Source organism: Pseudomonas sp. Z1-14 (assembly GCF_051132005.1).
Taxonomy (GTDB): Bacteria; Pseudomonadota; Gammaproteobacteria; order Pseudomonadales; family Pseudomonadaceae; genus Aquipseudomonas.
On sequence record NZ_CP071646.1, the window covers coordinates 3,569,765 to 3,595,923 of the forward strand.

Sequence of the window (26,159 nt, forward strand, 5' to 3'; positions counted from 1 at the left end):
AAATTTCATCCTAAAACCACACGCTCCAATAATAAAACCGTTGAGGTAAATAGTATGGCACAGTTGATTGATATCGGCGTTTTTCTTCCCGTTGGTAACCATGGTTGGATCCATTCCGTTAACTCACCTGCGGTTGAAGATGGAAGTTTTGCTCGACAGCTCGAAATTATAAAATTGGCCGAGGCGTACAATTTTGATTTTGCTCTAAGTCCCGCCATCTGGCGCGGTCGAAAAGGCCCTTCTCGGCATTGGATGGATTCGCTTGAATCCCTTACGGTAACAGCAGCACTTCTCCAAGCAACGAAACGAATTCAGATCTTCAGCACCATTCACATGACCGTATACCCGCCAGCAATTATAGCCAAGATGATGGGGACGCTGGACCAGATCGCACCCGGCCGGGTCGGACTAAATCTGGTCACGGGGTCAAGTTACCTGGATCTGGCACACGTCGGATTGTGGAATGATAAATTGGACCACGATACCCGATACGACCTAGGCGATGAATGGGTGACCGTGTCTAAACGTTTGTGGACTGAACAGGTGGTTAGTCACAAAGGTGATTTTTTCGAACTAAATGAAGCTACTATGGGACCCAAACCGTCGCGTATACCCCCATTGGTAAATGCCGGAGCTTCAGGACGGGGTTACAAGTTCGCTGCTGATAATTGCGATATTGCATTTATTGTTGCAAGCGACGACCCAAAATCCATCTCATCAGCACTCAATGCCAAAAAGATGTCTAAAGAACTCAACAAGCCCAACCTTAAGACCTACGGACTCGTTACAGTTATTCCTGGGGAAACAGATAAAGAAGCCGAAGACTTAATGGCTTTCTTTAATGAGGGTGCAGATATTGAATGTCTCGACGATATTGCCGCTGGCTATAGCCAGAATAGCAGCTCTAAGTCAGCAAGTGATGCAAGCCTTGCATTGACGGGCGGAGCTAAAAAGAGCTGCGTAATGCCGGGTGAAATTGTAGGGTCTTATGAAACTGTAGCGCGCAGACTCGCAAGAACGGTCACTGAAGGGCAGCTTGATGGCCTGATGCTTATCGTTCCTGATTACGTAAAGGATCTGAAAGCGTTGTCCGAACGTATGCTACCGCTAATGGAGCAGTTTGGCGTTATTACAAACGTTCGCCCCCTGTAACTCAGCCGCAATATGCCAGCGCATCTTCCAGGGATGAGCTGGCATATAACATCAGCAAGTACCACGCAAGCAACTTACCAACCCGCATATTTCTATAGTTATACTTGATAATACCAGCCAAACGATTGATCATATATCAAATTAAGTTTCAATTTTTGTTCATGTTTTTTACAACAATAATAGCGAATGCTGCCATAGTTCTTTTATTGTAGCAGAGCGCTTCTCGCGCGAGGGCCGCATGAAAAGCCATAATAATCAACGCATGACAGCTCACTCTGCCTCCATCCATCAAGATCCCCTGTTATTTTTCATGCAACGCACGTGCAGGGGTTTTTTAAAACAATATTTTCTTAATCGCCATGTAATAACCCTCGTCGGTTTATGTAGCCTGACTCTACCCGCTCACTCCTCAAACCTTATATGGCAGTCGAATACTTTCACTTATATAAGCGGACAAAATTTTAGAGTCAATCCATCCAATCAACACACTTATACACTCGAGCATTCAAGTAGCTGGAGCTGGGGAGATTTATTCACTGTCATTGATTCGGTAAATTTTGACAAGGAGTCAGACAGCTCGCTTGGCTCGTCCACTTATTACGGGGAATTCAGCCCACGCCTATCAGTGAACAAACTGACCAATAGTAACTACAGGCTTGGTCTGATTACCGACTTATTGCTTGCCGCGACCTACGAACGCGGCGAGAACCGTTTCCAAAATTATCTAATAGGTCCTGGATTTGACCTGGACATTTCAGGAGCGGATTTTTTTCAGCTTAATTTTTATTATAGACAGGCTGATGGAATTAGCAATAAGGCATCTGGGCTGTGGCAAGTCACACCTATATGGAGTTTTACAGCACCTATTTTCAATACTCATGTAACATTCGACGGTTACATTGACTGGATTCTAAATTCCAAAGGCAGCGTAAACCGAGGCGATAGAATAGAGAAAAATCTCCATTTCAACCCACAGTTGAAATTTGACTTAGGCGAAGCACTCGGCCAGCAAAAAAAGCGGGTCTATATCGGACTGGAGTACGATTACTGGTCTAACAAATATGGGATTGAAGATGGTGGGGTCGTCAGTCATTATATTGTCGGACGCACGAAGCAAAGCGCGATAAGTCTCTTGGTAAAACTAAATTTTTAGGGCTAATTCAAAGACGGGGACGCAGATCACAAAACATGCCTAAACACATTGAATATTGAAGTAAACCTTACACCCCTGGGCCTAATTAGCACTGCGGCATACTGCAAGTCTTAGCCATGATCACACTTACCTCTGATCCGGCTCTCGTATATGCGGCAGAAGTGATTAATTATGTTTGTGGCATGCTCTCAAGAATTCCTGATTCATCAGAGATGGATACAGCACCTTCTGCGCCAAGGATATTTCCAATCGATTATACTAACCTCCGTGGCCGCTTAACGGAACGCGACGTGTTTTAAAAAGCAACCTCAAAAGCACGCATTCTCCAACGCCTATCGCTAACGATTGTCAACGGAGCGTGCGTGGCCAGACGACCAAGCTGTGCGTCAGCTCCGCCCCACGCAGTGCCAGCAACAAAGCACAGTGCCGAAGCATTCAGGCCGATGGCACAGGGTTTACGGTCAGAGAGTACGGCCGGTGACCAGACAGAGACGACGTTGCGAATCTAGCAACCATAATGGGCCCGCCATTCATGAAAGCGAGGCTTTAGGTGCAACTTTTTTTTCCGACTGGCTACATTTGTTTAAGAGTGAGCATGTCCGATTGCGGGATTCGTCTTCGCCGGGCTTTCGATGTTGGCTCCTTGGCTGACCTTGAAACTGGCGGTACGTTCGAGGGTGGCGCTCATAGTGTCGAAACTGGCTCGGGCACCCTTGATATTGTGAAAAGGCACATGCTTTTCGATATTCACGCGGTCGCCTGTTTCCACTTCGTCGAGGAGTTTTTCGGAGAACCTTTTGAACTGGTTTTGGCCCGGCAGGCGATCATGCCAAGCAGAAGAGGCGACGGCCTTGACAGTGCCGATGCGCCTAGCGTTTTGTTTTGGGACTCCCGAGCGCTAAGCGTATGCGGCCTGAGGGGCTAGCTGGCAGCCCTGCTTTCGCGCGATGGGACTCAAAAATCCGAAGTTCGTTGCCCGGCCACAACCTGATCGAGGCCAGTATTTGCCATATGTCGCCTACAGCCCAAGCCACTTGTGCTAATCGCTGACTGGTCCTGAACAGGCCGGAGGGTATTAGTCCATAGGCTTGGACGTTAGCAGCTTGTGGGCGCCCTGCGTAGCTGGCACCTGGTCCAACAGAGGTTAATAAATCCCCCCCTTTCACCCGTTAAAAACGCAGGCTTCACCCTTTGGCCTCGACCCGAGCAAGGTCAAAGCATGGTGTAGAGCTATTGCGTCAGGAGACATGCCTCCGGCGCTGTGCAGAGATGGTTGGCGCCTCCAGAATCCCAGACGTTTGCGGCGGTTACCTCAGATTTGCGGCCTCTTGTAAAGAGCGAAGCCCTCTTCCGTCCACGCGGGTGGAAGCGACGTCCTTAGCTTTGTTAACTTTTTAACTAATCATAGAATATTATAATTCAACGTTTATCTCTCGCTATTGGCTTAGGCAGTAGAGGGGCATGGGCTAAACTCAAGCTCTCGCACCAATAGATTTCTCTAACTCATTGATAAGTAAATGATGTGCGAATGAATCATACGCAGTGGTCTTAGCCACAAACTAAAAATGGATATATGCAACGAGTGGCACATCCGTATATTGCGTCCTACGTTGAAGTGTGGTGGTAGCAGCCATACATAGCAGCTTGACGGTCATGCAGCTCGATGCTAAAAATTTTAGATTGGGCTAGCTATACTACGTCGCATGACATCAAAACCCGCTCAATACAATAGACGGTAAAATAATTATTTTATGAACAATGCTGAATTCGTCAGGTCCGACCGTGAATGAGAAATGCCTCATTTTCCAGAATGTCAAATGCGATGAGTTTCCATTCCTGACGCGACAAGTCGCGTTTGACTTGAATGGCGATATCGTAGGCCGAAATGGTATGAAAGCCCAGGCACGCCAGATATTTTCGAACATGCAGCACGTGTTAAGCCGGGTGGGCTGCGATCTTACTTCGATTGACTAACTATTTCGCTACCCCAATGACACAAATTAATGTCACTAAGCAGTACTCGGAGGTCATAGGAGAATTTTTGGCTATCAAACACCCGCGAGCACTGAGGTGCAGCCTTGATGATTCCAGACATATTGTTAAAGTTAGATACTATAAGCAAGCTCTTCCATGCTTTTTAACTAATCAACTAATTGCTACTATGCAGATAAAAGGGTTATTTTATCTGCTAAGGAGGTTTCATTTTATAGAAAAATTAGGCGACCGTCTCAATAGATGTGCTTTCGTTACGGACAACGAGATTTTAGCATCGCAATCAAGGAAAAATGTAAGGGCATAGAACCTTCATGAATAGGTTTTAAATCAGGCCAACCCAGTCAATATTGACTTAACGCCTTGATTATAAAAAAATTGCTGTTTGAACTGCCAATTAAATAATCCAGCTTGACTAAAGCCGGACCTACAATAACAAAATGTCTATTGGTGGGCATATGACAACGTTAAAGCGCAATTTGAGTAGTGCGGAAGCATTCGCTGTACAAGCAATAGCATCTCTTTCCTGGCTGTGTTTCTTAGGACTGCCCTATGACGTGATCAGCTTGCGTGAACGGCTCTCAGTCACGGAAGCAGCAGCAGGCTGGATTACATCGTGGGAGCTAATGGCACTCGCATTTGCCGCGATGGCGTGTGTGCCTTTTGTGGCTTCTGCCGATAAGCGGAAGATGTGTATGATAGGTCTCGTAATAGCCGCAATAGGCATGTTTTTGTCGGCCGTCTCTACATCCCTCACACCGGTGCTTATCGGGCGCACTTTCTTCGGGATAGGTCTAGGCATTGTCACTGCCGCCGTAACTGCGGTCCCTGCTATGTTCCTACAGCCCGAAAAAATTTATGCCCGGATAATCTGTATGGTCGCAGCTCTAGCGGCGATTCTTATGTACGTTTTGCCCGCCGTGATGGAGTCTGTAGGAAGCGTCGGACTTGACTACACTGAACTTGCCATTACCCTGGTACTTGGTGTGTCCGTTGCTTGGTTGCCTGCAGCACGAGGTAGAGCAACTTCAGGCCATAATGTTTCATTGAGCGCCGGGCGACGCGCCTGGTTGAAACCTGGCGTGCCGAGCGCGGTTTTATCAATTGGAGCACTCGTCGCATCACAGGGCGTGGGTTGGGCCTTTGCAGGAACTGTCGCTGAAGCACTAAACGCCACTACTCAACAAACTTCATTAGCATTTTCCGCTTGTGGCTTCATGCAAGTTCCCGCAACTCTGTTGGCATTGTATCTTGGCAATCGATTTGGTTACAGGTCGCCGATCCTCGTTTCGTGCTTCTGCCTTGTTCTTGTTTCGATAGGAATGTATAGCAGCGATAGCATCCAGATATTCATGATCTCCACCGCACTTCTCGGAGCTTTCGGCTGTTTTGCGATACCTTACCAACAAGCTTTGCTTGCAGAGCTCGACGATTCGGGTGAGGGGGCTGCAGCAGGTGGCGCATGCCTCAATGTTGGCACCGCAATCGGGCCTGCGATTGGCGGGGCTTCGTTTAGCCTAGGGGGGTTCGATAGTGTCGCCCTCGCTTCGATAATTCTAATTTTCTTCAGTCTAGCATTTGCTTATCATGGTGTGAAAAAACTCAAGCCCACTCAACCGCCCAAGCTCGCCACACTCTGACCTTGAGCTCATTTAAACTCGCCACATCGCTATGGACCCGAGATTACTGATCCAGTTCGGGGTGGCGGTATACCGCCCCGAAGCAGGTGAATAGATCTGGAAAAGCAATTATAGTTAAAGCATTACTTGCAACCGATTAAGTCACACCTCTAATCCCCGCGCCTCACCCAATCCAAAAAAACGTAACTGAACGCAGTACGGACTGAGCAGCACACCAATTATCTATTATTTAACTGATAATTACCGCTCGCATGCGCCTGCCATGTCAAGCTAGATTTCTGCTAATAGTCATTTTCACAACCTCTCCAGAATATTGTCTCACTATAACTACGCCCACCACAGAATAAGGCACTGACGAAAATCGCCCTCACCTTTTATACTCGGTCGGTAATTACGTTAACACTTGAATATTTGCAATGATTTAAGAATGGCATCTAGAATTGATTAGTCAGCGGCTATTTAGTGACCAACTGACGTTATTAGCTCCTATCTTATCTAGCCGAATCGAAGCGACTTGAATTCCATCAAGTACTCGACATGCTATAATCGCCGATTAACTAGGACGTGACGCTCAGATACATTGAACATCTGTCTTTCAACGACCTTAACACCATAAAATTTTGGATTCTAAAGGGGGGCGCAGCAGTTTCAACAGATGAGTGCCATGAACGGCCCCAAAAAACATTCACATGCTAACTAACCTACATTCCCCAAATGCCCTTGCCGCGGCAAAGCTTGTTTTCTGCAACATAACATCGACGAAATGTGCTTGACCGCTTGGAAGAACTGTATATTTCTGCTTACCACCCACACCTTTACTGCATGCTGAAGTTTATTGATCCGGGCACAACTGTAATCGCCTGGACACACCAAACTGACGGTAGCTGTCAAGTATGTCCTAGACGCCTCAAGACTCTCGAAGGAATCGGGGATTGGCCGTAATGATTGGCTTTCTTACAAGATGATCCAAGAAGGGCGTTATTTCACAATAGTAGTGAGCGCTCACTTTCATGAGCGACTTCAGTGCTCTCAACTGTCACTGGGGCTGGTTCACGGTTGCAACAGGACCAATATCCCATGCTCCGTACAGCCCAGGTCATTGTGACTGCTAAGAAATTCCAGCTCCGCCCAGCCTGAACGCTTGCAATGCCCTGATGCAGTGTTGCTTGCCGAATCGAGTTACCGCCTTGCTGATGGATGCCTTGGGCTTCTGAGCAAGGGGAGATACCAGTTTGACTGCAGACAATCACTGCTAGGACCTTTGCGGTAGCATCGATTAGCTCCCACGGTCGGCGCCTCGGCACCGATCAACTCCCATCTGATTGTCTGGCTATGACTCAGTGCCAAGGATCATTACCAGGATGATCACTTCATTAGCGATGATCAGAAGAAGTCGCTAGTGGTCAGTGTTTTGTAGGGAATAGCTAACCACTCTAGCGCACTGCGCGATAATGGACCTGGGCATGTGGCAGGTCAAAAACTGAGATCTACTGAACGGGGCTGGGGTGGCTCTAGCGTTCTATCGAAAAATCGACTAACCGAACTGCTTTTTTTCGGTTAGTCGCCTAGGCACCCTGGCAACAAAGTGAGTTGTGCCAGGCCTCCCTTTTATAGTTTCGTTGTGATCGTCTCTCTGCGCGACTACCTAACCCATATTGAATCGCTGAATACAGGTTCCGTTAAGTGCTGACAGAGCTTTCTTTCTGATGGCCAAAATATTTAGAACAGCATTAGCGGCCTCACGACCTTTACAAACGAAATGCTCAGCGAAAATTGCGCAGTGGTGATCAGTTTCTTGAAAATGATGAGGCGTAAGTGACAGTGAGATCACCGGAACGCGGGTCTCCAATCCCGCGCGCATTAGTCCATCAACAACCGTTTGCGCCACGAAGTCATGCCGATAAATTCCACCATCAACCACTAGGGCCGCCGCAGCAACGGCAGCATATCGACCAGTAAAGGCAAGTTCTAACGCCATCAGCGGCATTTCGAATGCCCCAGGGACGTCAAACACATCTATCTGATCTGCGGGAATTATTTCACAGAAACCTGCTAAGGCACGATCAACAATTTCGTTGTGCCAATTTGACTTGATAAATGCGTAACGATTAGTTGCCATATTAGATACTCTTGGATTCTTGTTTTGCTTTCCAACTGCTAAGAGTTGAAAGATAAGAACGCCCTCCAGATAAAAGACATCTCCGAATGGAAGGGTTCCGAGCTGAATAGAACTAGGAACAGAACCCAAACCTTCACGCAAAGAAAGGTCTGGATATAGATAAAACTGCTCATGTTGGAGAACTTGAAGAAGCAGCCCCCGTCGATCACCCTGCGTGCATAGCCCTTGGAAGTTTAGATACCGTATCGCTGAAAATAGATCAGGTTAGGCTTCCTGCTAGGCTCGTGGGCGGTGGCTAGGGGCCTCTGCTTCCGGTGCCGCGGCTTTCTGCAGATAAAAGTCGAACGCCAGTTCGGCAAAACGGTCAGCTTGCACGCCACGGTCGCGTGCTGCAGCTGCATCCTCGACGAAACGCAGATCGCCGATCAGACCATCACGGGTGGCAAAGGCAAAGTCGTCCCACAGATACTGATCCCCTGCAAAGTTTATCTGCGTGGTCAGGTGGCGATGCCCCGGTGCTGAAATGAAGAAATGTACGTGCGCAGGACGCTGCCCGTGACGGCCGAGCAAGTCGAGACATTCCTGAGTCGGGCCCTGCGGGTCGCAGCCATATCCCGACGGCACGATCGAGCGAGCGCGATAACGGCCATTGGTATCGGTGATAATGCGCCGGCGCAGGTTGTACTCAGACTGTGTTGAGTCGAAGTACGAGTAGGTGCCCTGGGTATTAGCATGCCAGATGTCGACGGTAGCGCCGACAAGCGGATTGCCTTCGGAATCGGACACCCGGCCTTGGAGGAACATCACCACACCCGCGTCGGTGCCGTCGTCCATACGTGCTTCGCCTTGCGCCAGCGGCGAGCCAGCAACATACAGCGGGCCTTCGATGGTGCGCGGAGTACCGCCGCTTAAGCCGGCCTCGGCATCCTTGGCGTCCTGCAACAAGTCAAGGAAGTGCTCGATGCCTAGGCCTGCCGCCAGCAGGCCTGCTTCATTACGACCACCGAGACGGTTAAGGTAGTCAACGGCGTGCCAGAACTCGTCCTCTGTGATTTCCAGATCTTCGACCAGACGAGCGGTGTCCTGTAGCACGCGCAAGATGATCTCCTTGAAGCGTGGGTTGCCTTCGGCGCGGTCAAAACCAGCGACTTTGTTGAAGAAAATTTGAATATCGGAAGTGTGAGAAATTTTTAATGTCATCATGCTTACCTTATATTGTTCTTCTAAAAAGTAGGTGCGAATCAACGGTCGCCGTTTTGGATCGACGAAGGATGACGGCAGAGTCCGTCGACCTCAATGTCCATGTATGGGAACAGCGGAAGCTGTATCAAAGTGTCATGCAACGCCTCGACGCTGGGCACATCGAACACACTGTAATTGGCATATTGCCCAGCAATTCGCCAGAGGTGGCGCCAAGTACCGTTGCGCTGCAGGCTCTGGGCTAGTTCTTTTTCGGCGGCCTTCAGCTCAGCAGCCTTGGCCGGGTCCATGTCGACCGGTAATTTTACAGTCATCTTCACGTGGAACAGCATGATTATCTCCTTGCTTTCTATGCAATCAACGACGGGCAAAGCGTGCCAAGCGCTGTTCATCCAGCGTCAGACCTAGGCCGGGGGCACGCGGAATGTGCAGATGGAAGTCACGGTACTGTGGCGGCTCGTTGATGATTTCCTCAGTCAACAACAGCGGACCAAACAACTCGGTTCCCCAAGTCAGCTGGCGCAGAGTAAGGAAGGCATGGGCTGAGGCCATGGTGCCAATCGAGCCTTCAAGCATGGTGCCGCCATATAGGGCGATGCCAGCGGCCTCCGCTATTTGAGCGGTACGCAGCACCGCGCGCGGGCCGCCGTTCTTGCCAATTTTCAGAGCGAAGACGCTGGCGGCGCCGGCGGCGGCAAGACTGAATGCGTCCTCTACGCTTTCGATCGACTCATCCGCCATGATCGGGGCGGGACTGCGCTGGCTCAGGCGAACCTGGCCGCTGCGGTTGATGCGTGAGATCGGTTGTTCAATAAGATCGATGCCGTTGTCGCCGAGGATTTGGCAGGCACGGATGGCTTGGGACTCGTCCCAGTACTGGTTAACGTCGACTCTCACGCTGGCGCGGTCTCCCAATTCGCGCTTAATAGCCACGACATGCTTGAGGTCTTGCTCCACCGGGTTGGCGCCGATCTTCAATTTGAACACTCGGTGCCGGCGAATTTCCAGCATTTGCTCGGCTTCGATGATGTCGCGGTGGGTGTCACCGCTGGCCAGAGTCCAGGCTACTTCGAGACTGTCACGCACCCTCCCGCCCAGCAGCTCGCTTACAGGCAAGCCCCAGCGCTTGCCCTGGGCGTCGAGTAACGCACTTTCAATACCTGACTTGGCGAAGGTGTTGCCTTTGGCCAGCATATCCAACTTGAGCATGGAGGCATTTATGTTGTCCGCTGGCAGGCCGATCAGGACTGGCGCTAGGTGCGCATCAATGTTGGCTTTGATGCCTTCGGGACTTTCATAACCGTAAGCCAGACCGCCGATGGTGGTAGCCTCACCTATTCCGTCCACACCATCGCTGCAACGCACGCGCAATACCACCAGGGTTTGCTGCTGCATGGTGTGCATCGCCAGCTTGTGCGGACGAATGGTTGGCAGATCGATGATAATTGCATCTATACGCTCGATTACAGCGGTTGTCATTGTTACCAGACCCCGTAAAGTAGAGCCCCTGACAGGCCCAGAAATGCATTCACTTGATAGCTCAAGGATTGCGCGAGACTGTGCACCCTGTCCAATATCAAATGAATACCCCACCATACCCTGGAGGTTTGATGGAACTGCGCCATCTGCGATACTTCAAAGTGCTGGCAGAAACCCTGAATTTCACCCGCGCCGCCGAACTTCTGCACATGGCCCAGCCGCCGCTGAGTCGGCAGATAAGCCAGCTGGAGGATGAGCTTGGCACGCTGCTAGTGGTGCGGGAGCGGCCGTTGCGGTTGACCGAGGCTGGGCGTTTTTTTTACGAGCAAGCCTGCACGCTTCTGCAGCAAATGCACAACATCACCGTCAATACCCGTCGCATCGGCCATCGCCAACGCCAGTGGCTGGGTATCGGCTTTGCGCCGTCCACCCTCTACACCGTATTACCAGAGTTGATCCGCGAGCTACGCCAGGACAGCGAATTGGAGTTGGGGCTCAGCGAGATGACCACAGTTCAACAAGTCGAGGCGCTGAAAACTGGGCGAATTGACATTGCTTTCGGCCGCATTCGCATCGAAGACTCAGCCATTGACCAGCAAATACTTCGCGAAGACCCGCTGGTGGCTGTGCTGCCCCAGGGGCACCCGCTCGCAGGCACCTCGCTCACCCTTGCCCAGTTGGCCGACGAAGCATTCATTCTCTACCCCGCTAACCCCAGGCCTAGCTATGCCGATCATGTGCTGGCATTGTTTGCCCAACACGGCATGAGTATCCACGTTAGCCAGTGGGCCAACGAACTGCAGACCGCCATAGGTTTGGTTGCCGTCGGCTTAGGCGTGACTCTGGTCCCGGCCTCTGTGCAACAACAGCACCGAGCGGATATCAAGTACGTCGGACTGCTAGACAGTGGTGCCGTCAGCCCGATCATCCTCAGCCGCCGCAAAGGTGATGTAAGTCCAGTTTTACAGCGCTGTTTAGCACTGCTTGAAGCTAATACCTAAAAAGATTGGTTAAGGTTCGCTCTTGATGGGCATTTCCAAGTACAGCCTAGAGTGACCGGAGGCCCAAACCACCATTCAACTGTGCAAATCGGATTGAGGACAGGTATTGCCGAGCTTCGAGTAAGTCCTCGTTGATCGCCTTACCGCTACTTTGCTGGACCAGGCCCGACGAAGAACATTACCGCCTAGATGCGAAAGCCCAGCAGACTGATCGCCGGTTTCGCAGGGAGGCGATCACCAGTTCGGTGGCCAAGGTCAGCGCACCCCGAACCAATTTTTCAAGGAGCACGCAGGTATGGTGGCGAATCGGGGCAGTACCATGGTGCCAGCCGCTACGGCCAGCCAACACATGTAGTCAACAAGCGGATCAGTTAGGTGCTCAGGTCGCAGTATTTGCTGAGATGCCTGGAGGAGAAGATCACCGTGTAGATTGTAATCTAGTGACAGGAATGAACCATGATCGCCAATTGGATCGGATGAGCCAGTTATTATTTAAACAAGTGACCTGCCCCCTCCTCCGATTCTCCAGTTAACAGCTGCATCTGGCGGGCCGCGCTCAACAACGGCTCTTTGCTCGGGCGGGACGGCAGCGTTCCGTTAAATCATGAGGAAGAACGCAGCATGCAAGCGCCAAAATATGAACACCCGCTGCCACCCGCACAAGCCCAGACACTTGCGAGCAGCGGCAAAAGGCACCCAGTGGCCCGCCGTAATATGGGCAAAACAAGCGCCCACCAAAAGTAGCCAGTCTGTCGGACCCATTGTTTCCGCCTGAATCCGTGCGTCAGGTACACCTTACGTGACGGAACAGGCCCGCTTCAGCGATGCCTAGCAGCAGGCGCAATTCATAAAGCGTGAGCTCATCCTGACGACCGGAAAGCCCCTGATAGCCATGATTCGCGAATCCAGAACCGCGCGTAGACCTTGTGCATTATGAATTTGCCAAAGCTCGAAGACGCCGACCGAAACAGTCAACATCAAGGCTACGTCTGGCTAACATTGTAAATTTTAGGGATGCACCTGTTTAATCCGTCCCCTCACACCGCTCCTTGAGCAACCGCACGAACATGGTCAAGCTTTGCGAAACGGTACCCCTGCGCCATACCAGCCACGTCGGCAGATAACGGAAGGATTCCGACAGTGGCCAGACGCTGACCGTGCTGCACCCGGGCATGCTTTGCAGCATGCTGCGGGGCATCAGGGCTAGGCCCGCGCCGGCACTGACACAGGCGAGCATTCCGTGATAGGACTCCATCTCAAAGATCTTGCCCGGCACCGCCGAGTCCTTGGCGAACCAGCGTTCGAAGTGATGGCGATAGGAACAGTTGGAGCGGAAGGCGTAGATGTTTTCGCCGTTCACATCCTGCGCTCGTTGAATAGGGCTATGGTTGAGCGGTGCAATCAGGACCATTTCTTCTTCGAATGCCGGTACGCCTTCCAGTGCAGGGTGCAGCACCGGGCCATCAACAAAAGCGGCGGTTAGCCGGCCTGCCAGCACGCCATCAATCATGGTCCCCGAAGGTCCAGTGGACAGGTCCAGTTCGACCTTAGCGTACTGCTGGTTATAGGCCGCCAAGAGCGTAGGAATCCGCACCGCCGCTGTGCTCTCCATCGACCCCAGGGGAAAGGTGCCCTGGGGTTCTTCCCCCCCAACCGTGGCACGGGCTTCCTGGACCATGCCGAGAATCCGACGCGCATAGTCGAGGAAGCTCCAGCCGGCTGGTGACAACCGCAGGCGGCTTTTTTCGCGGATGAATAAGTCGACGCCCAAATCCTGCTCCAATTGCTTGATCCGTGTGGTCAGGTTCGAAGGCACCCGGTGGATGTGCTGCGCAGCGACGCTGATACTGCCGTGTTCAGCGACAGCCTTGAAAATCTCGAGCTGAACCAGATCCATGGCATTCTCCAATCGTGAATGTGTCCCTCATTATTATTCAGTTTAAACTAAATATACAGCACCTTAATCTGAGTTCATTCCTATCCGCAGGACGGTGCTATGAGCAGTATTTCCAGCCTTACCCACGCCATCTCGGTCAATCCGGCGACCGGTGAACAGATCGGCCAGTACCCTTTCGACTCCGGAGCAGTATTGCAGACAACCCTTGCGCGCTCTGCTGCCGGGTTCCGCGCCTGGAGCCGCCAGCCGATCGCACAGCGCACCTTGCGCCTGCTTGCGCTTGGCCAGGCATTGCGTGACAACGCACAGGCCATGGCACGGATGATCACTCTAGAGATGGGTAAGCCGATCACCCAAGCCCGGGGTGAAATCGAAAAATGTGCACAACTCTGCGTATGGTACGCCGAACACGGCCCAGCCATGCTTAACGCCGAGCCGACCCTGGTCGAAGACAACAAGGCACGCATAGAATATCGTCCATTGGGATCGATTCTGGCGGTAATGCCCTGGAACTTCCCGATCTGGCAAGTACTACGCGGTGCTGTCCCGGCGCTGCTGGCAGGTAATACATACGTGCTCAAGCACGCACCCAATGTGATGGGCAGCGCCTATCTGCTGGGGGAGGTGTTTAAACAGGCGGGCTTTCCTGAGGGCATCTACGAGGTGATCAACGTCACGCCGGAGGGTGTCTCCACGGCAATTAAAGACACACGTATCGCTGCTATCACCCTGACCGGCAGTGTCCGCGCCGGCGTGGCCATCGGCGCCCAGGCCGGCGCAGCGCTCAAGAAGTGCGTCCTGGAACTGGGCGGTTCCGATCCGTTCATCGTTCTCAACGATGCCAACCTCGACGAAGCCGTTAAAGCAGCTGTGGTCGGGCGTTACCAGAACACCGGACAAGTCTGCGCGGCGGCCAAGCGACTGATTGTAGAGCAAGGTATAGTCGAAGAGTTCACCAGGCGATTTGTTGACGCTACCCGCCAGTTAGTGGTGGGCGATCCATTGTCTGCCGAAACGTACATCGGCCCGATGGCCCGCTTCGATCTGCGTGAGGAACTGGATCTACAGGTGCGCAACACTCTGGAGGAAGGTGCGACCCTGTTGCTGGGCGGCCAGAAGGCCGAGGGCCCTGGTAACTTTTATGAGCCGACGGTGTTGGCCGACGTCACCGATCAGATGACCTCGTTCAAGCAGGAATTGTTTGGCCCCGTTGCGTCGATCATCACCGCCCGAGACGCAACGCATGCCTTGGAACTAGCGAACAACAGTGAATTTGGTCTGGCTGCCACTGTATACAGTGCCAATGTCGAACAGGCTGAACAGTTGGCCAGCGAGCTCGAAACCGGCGGCGTCTTCATCAATGGCTACTGCGCAAGCGACCCGCGCGTGGCCTTCGGTGGCGTGAAGAAAAGCGGATTCGGTCGCGAACTGTCGCATTTCGGCGTGCGCGAGTTCTGCAATGCGCAGACGGTGTGGCTGGATCGCCACTGATTGAATCAGCATTAGTTGACATAAAAACACCGAGCTGTGCGGACCGTTTGAAACGGGGTTTGCCAAAATCAAAACAAATGTCTCGATTTTCGAGGCATTTGTTTTTCCAAATTTTAAAAACATAAGGCCCTCTCAGGCTCTCAGCGCCTTTACAGGCATTTGCGCATACCTGAAGATCTGGAAATCCTCTCAGCCCCCCAGCCAGGTTCAGACCTAGCTCGTATAAAAAGGATAGCAACGTGCAAATAACTATAAAAAACAAAATAACGATACTGGCGGGTCTGTGCTTACTCAGCGTCGTAGCGGTATTGCTATCCAGCAACATTTCTCAGTCACGCTCAAGCATTATCCATATAAAAACCAAGACTTTGAGCATGATCAATGACGCCGCAATCGACAGATTGCAATCGAACAGCGAAATACAAGCTCTAAAAATCCAAGCATACTTCATTAGATCGTACTTATATGGCGCTGGTGTCGCTGAGCAGATAAAAAAACAGCGCAACCTAGGCGCCAAATACGCGATCGATTTCGCGCAATCTAGAGACTCGTTGAATCAGCAGATAAAGTCATCGCTGGCTACCAACCCCAATATTCTTAGCATGTACGTTGTCTTCAACTCCAACGAGCTTGACGGCCAGGATAATAAATTTATAGGCAGGACTGATCTCGCCAGCACTGACAGCGGAAGATTCTCTAGCTACTGGACCAAACACGATGGCGTCATTAACTCGCTAGCTGTAACAGAAAAGATGATAAGCGACACCTCCCCAATGCTTGACGGCACTCCTTCTAACTCTTGGTTTACATGCCCTAGCACCAATTTTAAACCTTGCATCTTTAATCCTTACCTAGAAGAATTGGGCTCCACGTCAAATTTGGTTATCTCGATCTCCTTCCCGATCGTCGACAATGACAAAGTAATTGCTGTCTTCGGCATGGATATAAGCCTACAGCAGCTTCAGAACCTTGCGAAAGCTGGCAGCGAAAGTCTTTACGACGGTAACAGCGCCGTGAGCATTATCAGCCCTGCTGGTTTGTTAGCTGCCCATAGTGTTGACGCAAAAAAAATGGGCAAGACAATTGAAGGCGTATACGGTGAAGACGCAGCAGAAATACGCAAAAAAATGGATTCCAAAGACATAAGTGCAATCCGGACCGACAATAAGCTGAGAGTCACAAAATCTTTTCCGCCTATACCCGACACTCCATTCTGGACTATTCTAATGGATACTCCGGAGTCAGTACTTTTTGAACCGGCAAAAAACCTTGAATTAGAACTTGACACCCAAGCCGACCACACAATGCTGCACAATATCCTTATAGGAACCTGCGTCGCGCTATTAGGACTTCTTGTCTTATGGCTCGCGGCGAGAAGCATCACAAAGCCAATTAGGGCTGTCTCCATAATGCTCAAAGACATTGCCAGCGGTGAAGGGAATCTAACGCAACGCTTGAATCATCGTGCTGCAGATGAGCTGGGTGAGCTTGCTTCTTGGTTCAATATGTTCCTCGATAAGCTTCAACCAATAATTGCGGAGGTCAAGCAATCGGTCCATCAAGCTAGGGATACAGCAGATCGCTCCTCAAAAATTGCTATGAACACCAGTTCCGGAATGCAGATGCAGTATCGAGAAATAGACCAAGTCGCTACCGCCTCACATGAAATGAGCGCAACAGCGCAAGACGTGGCCAAAAGCGCTGCTCAAGCAGCAAGCGCAGCACAAAACGCAGATGAAGCAACGGACCAAGGACTTGCAGTAATCAATATTACAACCGCGAAAATTGGCGCGCTAGCTGAGGAAATGGACGCCATGATGGGCCAGGTGGAGGCCCTCGCGGTGAGCAGCGAGCAGATTGGCTCCGTTCTGGATGTCATCAAATCTATTGCTGTACAGACAAACCTCCTCGCGTTGAACGCCGCTATCGAAGCAGCGCGCGCGGGTGACGCCGGGCGTGGCTTCGCTGTGGTTGCAGATGAAGTCAGAAATCTTGCCAGGAGGACTCAAGAGTCTGTCGAGGAGATCCAACTAGTCATAGAGTTGCTTCAGCAAGGGACACGTAGCGTCGTAGACGCTATAGGCGCCAATCACAGAAAGGCTCAAGACAGCGTCGAACAGGTCGGCTCTGCTGTAGAAGCTCTTCAACGCATCGGCGCTGCAGTCAGAGTCATCAACGACATGAATCTGCAAATCGCGACTGCAGCTGAAGAGCAGAGCTCGGTAGCAGAGGAGATCAATCGGAATGTAGCAGGGGTTCGTGAGGTTACCGAATCACTCAAGATACAGGCCGACGAATCGTCTCATATAAGTCACGCCCTCAACGAACTGGCCAGCCAGCAGCAGGTTCTGATGGATCATTTTAAAGTGTAGCCCCCTCTTCCTCACCTCATCAGGAAAATGATTTCAACACACCTGTAGTGAAGGTTGGAAACGTCCCCAGGTTTTCGAAGCGGCTCAACGGGGTGACCGGTCTCGCTGTAGTACATCTAAAAAATTTAACTAGAGAGTATGCGTCCGGCCAACACACCTTCCTGACCCCGACGCCAAAGGCGATGGTGTCCACCCAAATAAGTGGACACCATTTCTAGCCTTTTTAAGCGGACGCCCATGCCCCAAGAACGCCGTTCCTATTCCAAGTCCTTTAAAGCCCAGGTCATCGCCGAGTGTGCGCAGGCTGACACCTCGATTGCCAATGTCGCCTTGACCCACAACCTCAATGCAAACCTTGTCCATAAATGGATTCGGGTGCATGCGCAGAAAAACCTGACACTTCAAACCGCCTTCATCCCGGTCAAGACATCGCCGCCGGTGCGATGCATCAGGCCCTTCCTGCCACGATCCGAATCGAAGTGCCGCATTCAAAAGGCGTAGTCGTGGTGAGTTGGCCGGCAGAAAATGCAGCGGCATGTTCCACTTTTCTGCGAGACCTGCTGCGATGATTCGCATCGACACCATCTGGCTCGCCATCGAGCCCATGGACATGCGCGCCGGCACTGAAACCGCGCTGGCGCGAGTTGTCGCGGTGTTCGGTGCGGCGAAGCCGCACTGTGCTTATCTGTTCGCCAACCGTCGCGCCAATCGTATGAAAGTGTTGGTGCATGACGGCGTGGGGATTTGGCTTGCAGCCCGGCGCTTGAATCAAGGGCGCTTCTTTTGGCCAGGCGTGCGGCACGGCTCTGAAGTCCAGTTGGATGCAGAGCAACTTCAAGCCTTGGTGCTCGGTTTACCTTGGCAACGCGTCGGTTCCGGAGGAGCCATCACGGTGCTCTAACTCGTCTGCCATGGCGCGCTTGCCAGCGCAATTGGCCCATCCGTCTATCGCCGCCACTAGCCCTCTCTGGCAAAATCGGCGGCATGACTTCGCATCCGAATCTCGATCAATTAAACCCTGAAGAACTGCGCGCCTTGGCGGCGCAGTTGATCCAGCGCGTCGAGACCATGGACAAGCAAATCACTCATCACAAGTCGGTCAACGAGAAACTGGCCCACGAGATCGCACTGCTCAAACGCTTCAAATTTACCAAGCGCAGCGAGCAGTTGAGCCCGGATCAAGTCAGCCTGCTCGACGACTTGATCGATACGGATATCGCCGCTATCGAAGCCGAACTTGAGGCGCTGCAACCGGCATCTGTCGAAGCTAAATTGCGCCAGCAACCCAAGCGCGCACCGCTGCCACCGCAGTTTCCTCGCACGCTGATCCATCACGAACCGGACAACAGCCACTGCCAGTGCGGTTGTGCCCTCAAGCGCATCGGCGAAGGTGCCAGCGAAAAGCTCGACTACACGCCCGGCGTGTTCACCGTCGAGCGCCAAATCCGTGGAAAGTGGGCCTGCGAACAGTGCGAAACGCTCATCCAGGCGCCGGTACCGGCGCACGTCATCGACAAAGGCATCCCGACAGCGGGCCTGCTGGCCCACATCATGGTGGCCAAGTTCGCCGACCATCTGCCGCTGTATCGCCAAGAGAAAATCTTTGGCCGCGCCGGGCTGTCCATCGCCCGTTCGACCTTGGCGCAGTGGGTGGGCAACTGCGGCGTGCAACTTCAACCGCTGGTTGATGCGCTGCGCGAAGCCGTGCTGACGCACGACGTCGTCCACGCTGACGAGACCCCGGTACAGATGCTGACGCCTGGCGCGAAGAAAACTCATCGCGCTTACGTCTGGGCCTATGCCACCAGTCAGTTCTCCGATCTGGCGGCGGTCGTTTACGAATTCAGCCCGAGCCGTGCTGGCGAACATGCCGGAGCCTTCCTTGGCCACTGGAACGGCAAGCTGGTCTGCGACGACTTCGCTGGCTACAAGGCAGGCTTTGAACTGGGCGTCACGGAGATCGGCTGCATGGCCCATGCTCGCCGCAAGTTCTTCGACTTGCACGCGACCAACAAGAGCCAGATCGCCGAAAAAGCGCTGCATTACATCGCGGCCTTGTACGAAATTGAACGAGAAGTCCGCGAGCTGGAACCGGGTGATCGACAGCGAATACGGCAGGAAAAAGCAGCGCCAATCGCCGACGCACTTCATACCTGGATGACCGCCCAAAGACAGCTTGTGCCTGAGGGTTCGGCCATCGCCAAGGCCCTGGATTACAGCCTCAAACGCTGGATAGCGCTGACGCGCTATCTCGATGACGGTGCTGTGCCCATCGATAATAACTGGTGCGAGAATCAAATCCGGCCGTGGGCTCTTGGGCGCTCGAACTGGCTGTTCGCGGGCTCGTTACGCAGCGGTAAACGTGCGGCGGCGATCATGAGTTTGATTCAGTCGGCGCGGCTCAACGGACATGATCCGTATGCTTAATTGAAGGATGTTCTTACACGCCTGCCGACGCAGCGTGCGAGTGAGATAACCGAGCTGTTGCCGTACAGGTGGGCGCCCGTTTAATTACATAAGGTGTGTTGGGCAGACGCTTACAGTCCAAGCGCAGAGAACCATGGCTTTGCAGCCTGCTTTCATTCCGCTGCCCTTGCAGCTAGCCGGGGTAAATTCGCAAGCCACGTCGCCGGCTATCTGTCTCGAAATCCCGCACCCACGCGGCACCGTCAAAGTGAGTTGGCCGACCGAAAACGCCGCAGCCTATGCCACCTTTTTGCGAGAGCTGCTGCGATGATCCGCCTCGATACAATCTGGCTCGCCACCGAGCCGATGGACATGCGCGCCGGTACCGACACCGCCATGGCCCGTGTGATTTCAGTGTCCGGTGCGGCGCAGCCGCACTGCGCTTATCTGTTCGCCAACCGCCGCGCCACCCGCATGAAGTCCTGGTGCACGATGGGTTGGGCATCCGGTTGGCGTCACGTCGGCTCCACCAGCGCAAATTCGCTTGGCCTGGCACGCGCCACGGTTCACCAATGGAGCTGAGCACCGAACAGCCACACGCCTTGATACTGGGCTTGCCATGGCAGGGAGTTGGACCCGCAAACGCCATTTCCATCCTCTGAACCGAACCATGCCCCATCCGGCAGCGCAATTGTCCGATCAGCCTGTCGTCCTGTTTACGCTGATCTGGCAAGATCGGCGGCATGACTTCGATCCACGACCTCGACCAACTGAACCCCGAACAACTGCGTGCACTCGCGGCGCAGTTGCTGCAACGCGTCTCGGCGCTCGACGAGCAAGTTGAAACGATGGGCAAGACCGTCCAGGTCATGGACAAGAAGATCCATCACGACAAAACGTTGATCGAAAAACTGAGCCACGAGACCGCCCAGCTCAAGCGTTTCAAGTTCCCCAAACGCAGCGAACAAATGAGCCCGGAACAGGCCAGTTTGCTCGATGATCTGATCGATACCGATATCGCTGCCATTGAAGCGGAACTGGAGTCGCTGCAAGTTACTCCGGCACCGACCCAGGAAAAGCAGAAACCCAAGCGTCGCGCCTTGCCGCCTGAGTTTCCCCGCACGCTGATCCATCACGAGCCGGACAACACGGAGTGCGCCTGTGGCTACGCGCTCAAACGCATCGGTGAAGATGTCAGCGAGAAGCTCGATTACACACCTGGCGTGTTCACCGTGGAGCGCCATATCCGTGGCAAGTGGGTCTGCGACAGTTGCGAAACACTGATCCAGGCTCCGGTGCCAGCGCAGGTGATCGACAAGGGCATCCCGACTGCGGGCTTGTTGGCCCACGTCATGATTGCGAAGTTTGCTGACCATCTACCGCTGTATCGTCAGGAAGCCATGTTCGGCCGCTCCGGCCTGGCTATCCCGCGTTCGACCCTCGCCCAATGGGTTGGCGCCTGTGGTGTGCAGTTGCAGCCACTGGTCGATGCGCTGCGCGCAGTGGTGCTTGAACAGCCGGTCGTACACGTTGATGAAACGCCGCTATAAATGCTCATGCAGAGGACCAAGAAGACCCATCGTTCCTACATCTGGGATTACGCCACCAGCCCGTTTTGCGCAGCCTCGGCTGTAGGTTAGGACTTCAGCCTCAGCCGGGCCGGCGAGCATGCGCGTAACTTCCTGGGCGACTGGAAAGGCAAGCTGGTCTGCGACGACTACGGCGGCTAGCAAGGCCAGCTTCGAACTCGGCGTGACTGAGATCGGCTGCATGGCCCATGCGCAGCGCAAGTTCTTCGAACTGCATGCGACTCACAAGAGCACGCTGGCTGGGCAAGCCTTGCGTTGCATGCAGGCGCTGTACGAGATCGAGGGGAAATCAAGGATCTGGAACCGGACATACGCCGCCGAATACGGCAAGAAAAGGCGGTACCGGTGATGGATGCGTTGAATGCCTGGATGGCTGCCTATCGCGATATCGTGCATAACGGTTCGGCCATTGGCAAAACCATGGATTACGGCTTGAAACGATGGACGGAGAGTAAAATTGACTAGCCATAGTGGCCTGGCGCTGTCCCGTCGGGAGGCTCTGGGTGTCGTCATCTGCCTGGCATTTACTGCTGGACTGAAGTCGACAAATACTTCCTCTGCACTCGCCGAATCAAACATGAAACTGTTGCAGATGGAGCGTGGGGACAAAACCGTTGTAAGTTTTCCATTAAAAAAATATGGCAATCCACTCTCGGCAACCCATCACTGACTGCTACGGCCTGAGTGACCGGGGAGGTCGCGTTGTCACTACAGCCAAACTGGTTGCGCTTCGCGCAACGCGCCATGCCCGGTGCACCTAAAAAGCCAGACACTGGGGGCCTGGCAACGATGGTTTTTTCGGGCAAGATTTTAGAAAGCCTTGCTCACACCAACCATAAGCCGTGCGGAGCATGACTCCTTATCACCGATATTTGAAAAACACTCCGTTTCGGAGAGATTTGTGTCGATATAGCTTGCAGACCAATCCAAACCTACCCAGTTTTTGGTCAATTTAACCTCCCACTCATGGTACGAATTCCTAAATTTACCATCAGAAGAGAAGAATGTTGGGTCCTTGTAATCAGCGACACCGAAGCGAAGATCTAAGCCGATATCATAAGGTAACGATTTGGTGCCATAGCCTACGTAGTTATATATGAATGCTTGGTCACCATAATAGTCATCTGAATAATATGTACCAACCTTGAATCCATAGGCCGTCAGAACGCCGTATATTTCCCTTGCGTTGAGAATAGAACTCTTGGGGTAGGTGTACTGAATATAACCAAGGTCAATATTGACTTCATCGCTTATTTTCCAGTTGTACCCAGCAATAAGATCATTTTCCGTCCGAGAACCTAGACCATTGATATCAACATTGGAAGCCCAAACCCCAATATACAATCCACTCGAATGGGCAAGAATGCCAGAAGCCTGTATAGAGGGCTTTCGCTGAGTATATGAAATGCCCCTCATAGAATATTCGGAAAACACGCCAACATTGGTGATTAGTTCAAACTCGTCCGTTAAAGGAATTGCCGACACGGAATGTGCAACACACGTGATAACTCCAGCAACAGCAAACACAGTCGCTTTTTTCATACCTAGCCTCATAATTATTTTTATGGCAGAATGAATCACAATTCACACTATAATATCTTTAAAGATATTACTACGCAGCAAGTCAGCTTAGGCTCCCTACAAGAGCCCACCACGCACCCCAACATTGAAACTTCGAAAAATATCCCTTACATGCATATACCTCCTATAAAATTTATAATTATTATTCAAATGCATTTTTATCATCTCTAATTCCAGCGCCAGCCAGTAGACAAAGGAAAAAAGCCACGCTCATGAACGTTGAAGCGCTAAGAATTTAATTCCGATGTCACCAATGACCTGTTTAAGACGGGGCGCTTCGCCTTGAATGCGCGGCGCCCTGCCTGATCCCTCCATTTAACTCCTACCGACGCTGCTTTAATGCGAAGTTAGTAAGTAACTATGGACTGACCCTTACGCCGGTTTAATATTGCACTTGACACCGTATTGCTCCATCAGCGGAAAAACCCGTTGAACAACTGCTGCAAGATCTTCGACATAGTCGGGCACCACAAGCATGATGCCATCGAGGTCGCCTTCCAAGACCGTCGTAGCTAGGCGCCGAGCCAAGGTCTCATAAGAGCCCACCAGCTCTCCTGGCATCGTACAGCTCCGTTTTTCCCCACCAGTCAGCGCCTGTGAGGACACGCTGAGCTTTTCAAAGCTCTGATTCTGCCGATTACCCTCCGCAACGTCTTCTAGCGCGACCAGGTCAACGCCTGCGTTGAAATAGTCCATACGTGCCTGTGCTTCTTCGTCGGTGTTACCGGCAATGACGGTTACGCACCCGTAAGTCTTTAGGTTCGGCTTGCCGTATTCACGTGCGGTCCGCTTGCCACGCAGGGCAGTCTCAATCGAGTCTGGGTCGTCGCTGGCAACTATGAAAGCGATGTCGCAGTTTTCCGCAGCAAACCTAAAGCCCCGCTGCGACGCTCCAGCGTTCACAAGTTCCGGGATACGCGTCGGCTTGGGTTCCATATGTGCTTTCTCGGTCTGAAAGAACTCCCCCCGATGATCGGTGAGCTCTTCGGTCCATAGCTTCTTTGCCAACTGGAGCCACTCATCGCCAAAATCGTACCTGCGATCATGGTCTAGGGTGTCGTTCCACAGCCCGAGATGGGAAAGATCTAGGCGGCTGTCCCCGGTGACCACATTCAATCCAACCCGGCCTGGTCCGATCTGATCGAGAGTTGCGACCATCTTGGCGATCACGGCAGGATGATTGAAAGTCATATTAATGGTACTAAAAACCTTGATGCGGCTCGTGGCTTCTAGCAATGCTGCCGAGCAAGTCAAGGATTCCAACACATGCATCCAGTGCCGAGATGGCCCTTTACGTCCGCGCCAGATGGCGGCGCTGAGGGCGAAATCCAGCCCAAGGGCCTCGGCTTTTTGAACGATTTCCCGAACCCGTGTGTACTCTCCGGTTTCAATCGCTGGCGAGTTTACCGAAGTAATCCAGCCATGCTTTCCAGTCGGGAGAAATATCCCGGTAGCTACGGTCTTGGTCATTTCGAAAGAATCCTCCAAACAAATACTAAGGCAGCCGGATCGGCGGGGCACTTCCGATGCTGGGTAAGATGATTAAACAGGGCAAGCAATCTCCGCGCAGGTCTCAAAGCGCCGATCGTCCTCAGGCCAGCTTCCCCGGAGCAAGCAAATTAAAGTCATAGACGAGCGCGCCGGTGGCCAACCAGTTAGAGAACCGTATCTTCGCCGCGTGGATTGCGTCACGGGTTGTTAACTCTTTGAGGTGGGAGCATAGGCAATGGCATCTACCTCTAACAACATCTCTGGTATCATCAAGGCTGCAACCTGCATTCCAGTGCTTGCAGGCTTGTGATCGCCAAAAAACTCTCTTCTGACCTCCCAATACTGTTTAGTTACGTTAATGTCGGTCATTGGGGTGGCGAAATAGTTAGTTAGACGAACGACCGAACTAAGGTCGCAACCCACCCGGCTTAACACGTGCTGCATGTTCGAGAATATCTGGCGCGCCTGGGCTTTCATATCATTTCGACCTACGATCTCGCCATTCAAATCAAACGCAACCTGTCCCGTCAGGAATAAAAAATCACCACATTTAACTACCTGGCACATGGGGTAATCCTTGTCCCAATCCCAGTTAGCTCTAATGAATTCAGGTTTGCTCATAGAGGCCTCATATCATTTATTATTTTGATAACTAGGGGGCTGCTCCATCCTGCACGCCGTTAGACAACTATCCGACGCAACCCCGTTACGGCTTGGCCTTCCTTACAGCCTTGCCATGCAAAAATGATGACTAATTTTTTTATTAAACCTCACTATACGGATATGGTACTTATTGAATATGTCCATTTTTCTTTAGTCGTTAAGACCACTTCTTCTGATTTTATTTGTGCTGGCGATCATTTGCGCTGCCATTCTGACATTCGAGGTCATAGGGCACAACGTGCTATGACGCTGGTCGGGAGGTTCGCATGGTCGAAAGTGTTGATGGAGCCGCTCATGCCGATGGCTTCTCGCCGGCCAGGCACGCAGATAGGGTCTTAGAAAAAGTTCGATCTTAGTAACTATAGTGGCTTAAATCGAAGCGTGAAACGCTACTAAATCAGCAACCTCAACTTGGATGGCCAAGCGACCGCTTCACCATGTTGGGTGGTGATCTGCTCTGTCATATCTGTGCACACCCAACCCTGAATCAATGGCGACAGCAACGGCACCCTTACCAGCGACACTAGGTGCAGACGATTTAGTCAGATTGATTAACGCAGCTTCGCTTGTGCCGCAGGCAACGCGTCAGCATCATAGCAGCGTTGCACGGCGTGGCCGGCTTGTTGATGATGCGGCCACCATGTGCGCTGAATGCGTCACGGCCTATCGACGAAACTCAGCGGCAGCGAAGAGGCTCACTTGAAACTCAGGATGCCAAGCAGCGCCACTCAGCAAATGAAGCAGCCGAAATTTCAGTACGGATGCCGACATTATTCATCAGGCCATCGATGCGACTTTTTCACAAGTTCAACGCTCCCTGCCAGAGTTGCTCAAGGCCAATATCTTCGCTCGGCTCGTCCTGCACCATCCACCCCTTGATACCAAGCAGTCTACGAATGCCATAGGCGCCCCGTATATCGCGGCTGAAGTTAA

At 52.3% G+C, this 26,159-nt stretch carries 20 protein-coding genes and 4 pseudogenes; 15 read left to right on the forward strand and 9 right to left on the reverse strand.

Translation table 11 applies throughout. The features are described 5' to 3' along the window. Positions 1-54: 54 nt before the first annotated feature. Together J3P89_RS15900 and J3P89_RS15905 are read left to right on the forward strand one after the other, a co-directional pair. Positions 55-1,152, forward strand: coding sequence for an LLM class flavin-dependent oxidoreductase (locus J3P89_RS15900; RefSeq protein ID WP_434694829.1), 1,098 nt, complete (start codon positions 55-57; stop codon positions 1,150-1,152). Between the two features lie 238 nt (positions 1,153-1,390). Then, on the forward strand, positions 1,391-2,305 hold the full coding sequence (locus J3P89_RS15905; RefSeq protein WP_434694830.1) for an outer membrane protein OmpK: 915 nt from the start codon (positions 1,391-1,393) through the stop codon (positions 2,303-2,305). A 583-nt stretch (positions 2,306-2,888) separates the two neighbouring features. Here the strand turns inward: J3P89_RS15905 and J3P89_RS15910 are convergent. Continuing rightward, complete coding sequence (locus J3P89_RS15910) at positions 2,889-3,056, reverse strand: hypothetical protein (RefSeq protein WP_434694831.1); 168 nt, start codon at positions 3,054-3,056, stop codon at positions 2,889-2,891. A gap of 1,699 nt (positions 3,057-4,755) precedes the next feature. Between J3P89_RS15910 and J3P89_RS15915 the strand changes: the two genes are divergently transcribed. Beyond that, complete coding sequence (locus J3P89_RS15915; protein ID WP_434694832.1) at positions 4,756-5,937, forward strand: MFS transporter; 1,182 nt, start codon at positions 4,756-4,758, stop codon at positions 5,935-5,937. Between the two features lie 1,645 nt (positions 5,938-7,582). Here the strand turns inward: J3P89_RS15915 and J3P89_RS15920 are convergent. The 4 genes from J3P89_RS15920 to J3P89_RS15935 all read right to left on the reverse strand — a co-directional run bounded on the left by J3P89_RS15920 (position 7,583) and on the right by J3P89_RS15935 (position 10,735). Continuing rightward, a complete protein-coding gene (locus tag J3P89_RS15920) occupies positions 7,583-8,110 on the reverse strand; it encodes a 6,7-dimethyl-8-ribityllumazine synthase (protein WP_434698004.1) in 528 nt (175 codons plus the stop codon). Between the two features lie 222 nt (positions 8,111-8,332). Further along, positions 8,333-9,256, reverse strand: coding sequence for a catechol 1,2-dioxygenase (gene catA / locus J3P89_RS15925; protein ID WP_434698005.1), 924 nt, complete (start codon positions 9,254-9,256; stop codon positions 8,333-8,335). Between the two features lie 41 nt (positions 9,257-9,297). Further along, on the reverse strand, positions 9,298-9,588 hold the full coding sequence (gene catC / locus J3P89_RS15930) for a muconolactone Delta-isomerase (protein WP_434694833.1): 291 nt from the start codon (positions 9,586-9,588) through the stop codon (positions 9,298-9,300). 25 nt (positions 9,589-9,613) lie between these two features. After that, positions 9,614-10,735: a muconate cycloisomerase family protein gene (locus J3P89_RS15935; RefSeq protein WP_434694834.1), complete on the reverse strand. Its 1,122-nt coding sequence runs from the start codon at positions 10,733-10,735 to the stop codon at positions 9,614-9,616. 131 nt (positions 10,736-10,866) lie between these two features. Between J3P89_RS15935 and J3P89_RS15940 the strand changes: the two genes are divergently transcribed. Next, positions 10,867-11,736 (forward strand): LysR family transcriptional regulator, encoded by an 870-nt coding sequence (locus J3P89_RS15940; RefSeq protein WP_434694835.1) that lies wholly within the window; start codon positions 10,867-10,869, stop codon positions 11,734-11,736. Between the two features lie 1,024 nt (positions 11,737-12,760). Here J3P89_RS15940 and ptrR read toward each other — a convergent pair. Further along, positions 12,761-13,633 carry a putrescine utilization regulator PtrR gene (gene ptrR / locus J3P89_RS15945; RefSeq protein WP_434694836.1) on the reverse strand — a complete coding sequence of 291 codons (873 nt, stop codon included), beginning with the start codon at positions 13,631-13,633 and terminating at the stop codon, positions 12,761-12,763. A 99-nt stretch (positions 13,634-13,732) separates the two neighbouring features. Here ptrR and J3P89_RS15950 point away from each other — a divergent pair, with 99 nt between their 5' ends. The 11 genes and pseudogenes from J3P89_RS15950 to J3P89_RS16000 all read left to right on the forward strand — a co-directional run bounded on the left by J3P89_RS15950 (position 13,733) and on the right by J3P89_RS16000 (position 22,161). Further along, positions 13,733-15,124 carry an aldehyde dehydrogenase family protein gene (locus tag J3P89_RS15950; protein ID WP_434694837.1) on the forward strand — a complete coding sequence of 464 codons (1,392 nt, stop codon included), beginning with the start codon at positions 13,733-13,735 and terminating at the stop codon, positions 15,122-15,124. Between the two features lie 374 nt (positions 15,125-15,498). Beyond that, positions 15,499-16,638: pseudogene (locus J3P89_RS15955) on the forward strand (PDC sensor domain-containing protein); the annotation flags it as partial. Between the two features lie 108 nt (positions 16,639-16,746). Next, on the forward strand, positions 16,747-17,496 hold the full coding sequence (locus J3P89_RS15960) for a methyl-accepting chemotaxis protein (protein ID WP_434698007.1): 750 nt from the start codon (positions 16,747-16,749) through the stop codon (positions 17,494-17,496). Positions 17,497-17,733: 237 nt separating this feature from the next. Beyond that, on the forward strand, positions 17,734-17,997 hold the full coding sequence (locus J3P89_RS15965) for a transposase (protein WP_434694838.1): 264 nt from the start codon (positions 17,734-17,736) through the stop codon (positions 17,995-17,997). Between the two features lie 64 nt (positions 17,998-18,061). Continuing rightward, positions 18,062-18,397 carry an IS66 family insertion sequence element accessory protein TnpB gene (gene tnpB / locus J3P89_RS15970; protein WP_434694839.1) on the forward strand — a complete coding sequence of 112 codons (336 nt, stop codon included), beginning with the start codon at positions 18,062-18,064 and terminating at the stop codon, positions 18,395-18,397. A gap of 83 nt (positions 18,398-18,480) precedes the next feature. After that, a pseudogene (gene tnpC / locus J3P89_RS15975) lies at positions 18,481-20,007 on the forward strand (IS66 family transposase). A gap of 291 nt (positions 20,008-20,298) precedes the next feature. Next, a pseudogene (gene tnpB, locus J3P89_RS15980) lies at positions 20,299-20,564 on the forward strand (IS66 family insertion sequence element accessory protein TnpB). 81 nt (positions 20,565-20,645) lie between these two features. Beyond that, positions 20,646-21,452 (forward strand): IS66 family transposase, encoded by an 807-nt coding sequence (tnpC, locus tag J3P89_RS15985; protein WP_434694840.1) that lies wholly within the window; start codon positions 20,646-20,648, stop codon positions 21,450-21,452. A 118-nt stretch (positions 21,453-21,570) separates the two neighbouring features. Further along, a pseudogene (locus J3P89_RS15990) lies at positions 21,571-21,744 on the forward strand (IS66 family transposase); the annotation flags it as partial. Next, positions 21,669-21,956: an IS66 family transposase gene (locus J3P89_RS15995; RefSeq protein WP_434698009.1), complete on the forward strand. Its 288-nt coding sequence runs from the start codon at positions 21,669-21,671 to the stop codon at positions 21,954-21,956. The pseudogene J3P89_RS15990 and the gene J3P89_RS15995, both read left to right, overlap by 76 nt. Continuing rightward, a complete protein-coding gene (locus J3P89_RS16000; protein WP_434694841.1) occupies positions 21,949-22,161 on the forward strand; it encodes a hypothetical protein in 213 nt (70 codons plus the stop codon). Before J3P89_RS15995 ends, J3P89_RS16000 begins: the two co-directional genes overlap by 8 nt. Before the next feature lie 140 nt (positions 22,162-22,301). Here J3P89_RS16000 and J3P89_RS16005 read toward each other — a convergent pair whose 3' ends face one another. The 3 genes from J3P89_RS16005 to J3P89_RS16015 all read right to left on the reverse strand — a co-directional run bounded on the left by J3P89_RS16005 (position 22,302) and on the right by J3P89_RS16015 (position 25,184). Then, a complete protein-coding gene (locus J3P89_RS16005) occupies positions 22,302-23,033 on the reverse strand; it encodes a TorF family putative porin (protein WP_434694842.1) in 732 nt (243 codons plus the stop codon). Between the two features lie 411 nt (positions 23,034-23,444). Next, positions 23,445-24,542 carry an LLM class flavin-dependent oxidoreductase gene (locus J3P89_RS16010; RefSeq protein ID WP_434694843.1) on the reverse strand — a complete coding sequence of 366 codons (1,098 nt, stop codon included), beginning with the start codon at positions 24,540-24,542 and terminating at the stop codon, positions 23,445-23,447. A gap of 228 nt (positions 24,543-24,770) precedes the next feature. Then, entirely contained in the window at positions 24,771-25,184 is a 414-nt protein-coding gene (locus J3P89_RS16015) for a RidA family protein (RefSeq protein WP_434694844.1), read from the reverse strand. Positions 25,185-26,159 lie beyond the last annotated feature (975 nt).

Bases quoted from the DNA above. Each gene is read 5' to 3' on its own strand.
- J3P89_RS15900 (WP_434694829.1), top strand. From the start codon at position 55: ATGGCACAGTTGATTGATATCGGCGTTTTTCTTCCCGTTGGTAACCAT.
- J3P89_RS15905 (WP_434694830.1), top strand. From the start codon at position 1,391: ATGAAAAGCCATAATAATCAACGCATGACAGCTCACTCTGCCTCCATC.
- J3P89_RS15915 (WP_434694832.1), top strand. From the start codon at position 4,756: ATGACAACGTTAAAGCGCAATTTGAGTAGTGCGGAAGCATTCGCTGTA.
- catA (WP_434698005.1), bottom strand. From the start codon at position 9,256: ATGACATTAAAAATTTCTCACACTTCCGATATTCAAATTTTCTTCAAC.
- catC (WP_434694833.1), bottom strand. From the start codon at position 9,588: ATGCTGTTCCACGTGAAGATGACTGTAAAATTACCGGTCGACATGGAC.
- J3P89_RS15935 (WP_434694834.1), bottom strand. From the start codon at position 10,735: ATGACAACCGCTGTAATCGAGCGTATAGATGCAATTATCATCGATCTG.
- J3P89_RS15940 (WP_434694835.1), top strand. From the start codon at position 10,867: ATGGAACTGCGCCATCTGCGATACTTCAAAGTGCTGGCAGAAACCCTG.
- ptrR (WP_434694836.1), bottom strand. From the start codon at position 13,633: ATGGATCTGGTTCAGCTCGAGATTTTCAAGGCTGTCGCTGAACACGGC.
- J3P89_RS15950 (WP_434694837.1), top strand. From the start codon at position 13,733: ATGAGCAGTATTTCCAGCCTTACCCACGCCATCTCGGTCAATCCGGCG.
- J3P89_RS15960 (WP_434698007.1), top strand. From the start codon at position 16,747: ATGCAGTATCGAGAAATAGACCAAGTCGCTACCGCCTCACATGAAATG.
- J3P89_RS15965 (WP_434694838.1), top strand. From the start codon at position 17,734: ATGCCCCAAGAACGCCGTTCCTATTCCAAGTCCTTTAAAGCCCAGGTC.
- tnpB (WP_434694839.1), top strand. From the start codon at position 18,062: ATGATTCGCATCGACACCATCTGGCTCGCCATCGAGCCCATGGACATG.
- tnpC (WP_434694840.1), top strand. From the start codon at position 20,646: ATGACTTCGATCCACGACCTCGACCAACTGAACCCCGAACAACTGCGT.
- J3P89_RS16005 (WP_434694842.1), bottom strand. From the start codon at position 23,033: ATGAAAAAAGCGACTGTGTTTGCTGTTGCTGGAGTTATCACGTGTGTT.
- J3P89_RS16010 (WP_434694843.1), bottom strand. From the start codon at position 24,542: ATGACCAAGACCGTAGCTACCGGGATATTTCTCCCGACTGGAAAGCAT.
- J3P89_RS16015 (WP_434694844.1), bottom strand. From the start codon at position 25,184: ATGAGCAAACCTGAATTCATTAGAGCTAACTGGGATTGGGACAAGGAT.